The sequence below is a fragment of the Modestobacter excelsi genome (assembly GCF_005930495.1).
In the GTDB taxonomy this organism is placed as follows: Bacteria; Actinomycetota; Actinomycetes; order Mycobacteriales; family Geodermatophilaceae; genus Modestobacter; species Modestobacter excelsi.
Genome location: NZ_SJEX01000152.1, coordinates 1 through 2,602 on the forward strand (window position 1 = coordinate 1; position 2,602 = coordinate 2,602).

Annotated in this window: 3 protein-coding genes; 1 reads left to right on the forward strand and 2 read right to left on the reverse strand. The window is 74.3% G+C overall.

Annotation, left to right across the window (positions count from 1 at the left end):
- On the reverse strand, window positions 1-969 hold a 969-nt coding region (locus tag FHL80_RS24960; protein WP_216871043.1), incomplete at its 3' end, for a hypothetical protein.
- 142 nt (window positions 970-1,111) lie between these two features.
- Between FHL80_RS24960 and FHL80_RS24965 the strand changes: the two genes are divergently transcribed.
- Complete coding sequence (locus FHL80_RS24965) at window positions 1,112-2,083, forward strand: 4-hydroxy-3-methylbut-2-enyl diphosphate reductase (protein WP_138736018.1); 972 nt, start codon at window positions 1,112-1,114, stop codon at window positions 2,081-2,083.
- A 64-nt stretch (window positions 2,084-2,147) separates the two neighbouring features.
- Here the strand turns inward: FHL80_RS24965 and FHL80_RS25905 are convergent.
- A partial coding sequence (locus FHL80_RS25905) for a DUF6542 domain-containing protein (protein ID WP_216871044.1) occupies window positions 2,148-2,602 on the reverse strand: 455 nt, incomplete at its 5' end.

Sequence of the window (2,602 nt, forward strand, 5' to 3'; positions counted from 1 at the left end):
GGTGTCGTCGGTGGGGGTCTCGCTCGAGGTGGCCTCGCCGGGGGGCGCCTCGGCCGGCGGGGTGTCCCCGACCACGGCGTCGGCGATGAGCTCGTCGGCCACCGCCTCCTCGACGGCGGCCTCCTCGAGCGCCTGCTCGAGCGCGTCCTCGGCCGCCGCCTCCTCGAGGGCCTCCTCGACGGCGGCGGCCTCCTCCAGCACGGCCTCCTCCAGCACGGCCTCCACGGCGGCGGCCTCCTCCAGGACGGCCTCCACGGCGGCGGCCTCCTCCAGGACGGCCTCGACGACGGCCTCCTCGACCGCAGCGTCGTCCTCGGCGGCCTCGGTCACGGTCTCGGCGCTCAGGTCGTCGAGCACCTCCTCGGGGACGTCGGCCGGAGCGGCGGCCCCGATCTCGGCGTCGACCTCGGTGGCCAGCTCGTCGACCACCGCGGTGATCGCGTCGGCCTCCGGGTCGTCGGGGAGCGTCGCGACCTCGGCCGGGCTCAGGTCCGCGTCGTCGTCCACGGTCAGCGCCAGGACGACGGCGGTCTCCTCGGGCAGCGCGTCCGACTCCGACAGCGGCAGGTCGGCGACCGCCAGGTCGTCGGCGAGCTCGTCGGCCAGCTGCTCGAACACCGGGTCCGAGCCGGCGTCCAGCTCGGCGTCCTCCAGCTCGCTGTCGTCGACCCGGTCGAAGGCGGAGCTGCGGGGCGCGGGGGAGCCTGCCGGCAGCGGGGAGGCGGGGAGGTCGTCGTCAAACGTCGCCATCCCGGGCTCGTTGGCACCGCGCAGGCCGGTGAACAGCTCGTCGCCCCGGGCCACCAGCCCGGAGTACTGCTGCTGCAGCTTCAACGAGTGCTGCAGGACCTGTCCGATCACCCGGACCGGCAGCCCGGGGAGGGTCCGGGGGAGCTTGCGGGCCTCATCGAGCACGGTGGCGGCCAGTCCGGCGAATGCGCGGACGACCTCGGGGATCTCTCGAGCCATGCCTCCAGCGTGCCCCACGCGGCGGTCAGCGGCAGCGTGACCTGTGATGTTGCACCCGTTTGGGCGCGACGCGCCTGCGGGGGCCCGCCGCGAGCTGGCGAGCGGTGGGGGGCAGGCGGGTCCTTTCATTACCATTGGGGGCATGCCTGAACCGCGCGGACGCGTCCTGCTGGCCGACCCCCGGGGGTACTGCGCCGGCGTCGACCGCGCGGTGGTCGCCGTCGAGCGGGCGCTGGAGATCCACGGTGCGCCGGTCTACGTGCGGAAGCAGATCGTCCACAACAAGCACGTGGTGGCCACCCTGGAGCGCCGCGGCGCCGTGTTCGTCGACGAGACCGACGAGGTCCCCGAGGGCGCGGTCGTGGTGTTCAGCGCGCACGGTGTCTCCCCGGCGGTGAAGGCCGAGGCCGAGGCCCGGTCGCTGCGGACGATCGACGCGACCTGCCCGCTGGTCAGCAAGGTGCACATGGAGGCCAAGCGCTTCGCCAAGGAGGACTACGACATCCTCCTGATCGGCCACCGCGGGCACGAGGAGGTCGAGGGCACCATGGGCGAGGCCCCGGCGAACACCCAGCTGGTCGACGGCGCCGACGACATCGCGAACGTCCAGGTCCGGGACCCGGACAAGGTCGTCTGGCTGTCCCAGACGACGCTGTCGGTCGACGAGACGCTGACCACCGTGGACTCGCTGAAGGCCCGCTTCCCCGGTCTGCAGAGCCCGCCCAGCGACGACATCTGCTATGCCACCCAGAACCGCCAGCAGGCCGTCAAGCAGATGGCCGGTGAGTGCGACCTCGTCATCGTGGTCGGCTCCACGAACTCGTCGAACTCCGTCCGGCTGGTCGAGGTGGCGCTGGAGGCCGGCGCCCGGGACTCCCACCTGGTCGACTTCGCCTCGGAGATCGACGAGGCCTGGCTGCAGGGGGTCGGCACGGTCGGCGTCACCAGCGGGGCCTCGGTCCCCGAGATCCTGGTCAGCGACGTGCTGGACTGGCTGGCCGAGCGCGGCTACCCCGACGTCTCGACGGTCAAGGCCGCCGAGGAGCGGCTGGTGTTCGCGCTGCCGCACGAGCTGAAGCAGAAGCGCGCGGCGCTCGCCGTCGAGACCGAGTAGTCGGAGGACCCCTCCTCCCCACCCCACGCAAGCTCGGGGCGGTGCCCTGGAGGGGGCCGGGCGGTCAGCGCTTGGTGGCCATCCGGAACAGCGTGAGCGCGAAGGCGGCGCCGGTGGCGAGACCCATCGCGGGGAAGCCGCGGACCAGCAGCGTCGCCAGGCCCGGCAGGGTGAGGTCGGCCGAGGGCGCCAGGGCGAGGTTGACCACGGCCACCGCGACGAAGACCAGGGGCGGGGCGACCGCCACGGTCAGCAGGTCGCGCCGGCGGACGGTCAGGGTCGCCACGACCGTGCCCGCGGTCAGCGCGACCAGGGTGATCATCCCCAGGCCCAGGCCGACGTAGGAGTCGGCGGCCGCGGCGAAGAGGGTCAGCAGGAAGACGCCGAGGACGGCGACGACGCCGCGCAGCCGGGGACCGGAGGTCGGCGCGGGGCGGGTCCGGCCCGGCGCCGCAGGACCGGTGCGGCGGTCGCCGGTCGCCGGCCGGGGGACCTCGGCGGAGGGCCGGGGAGGTCCGC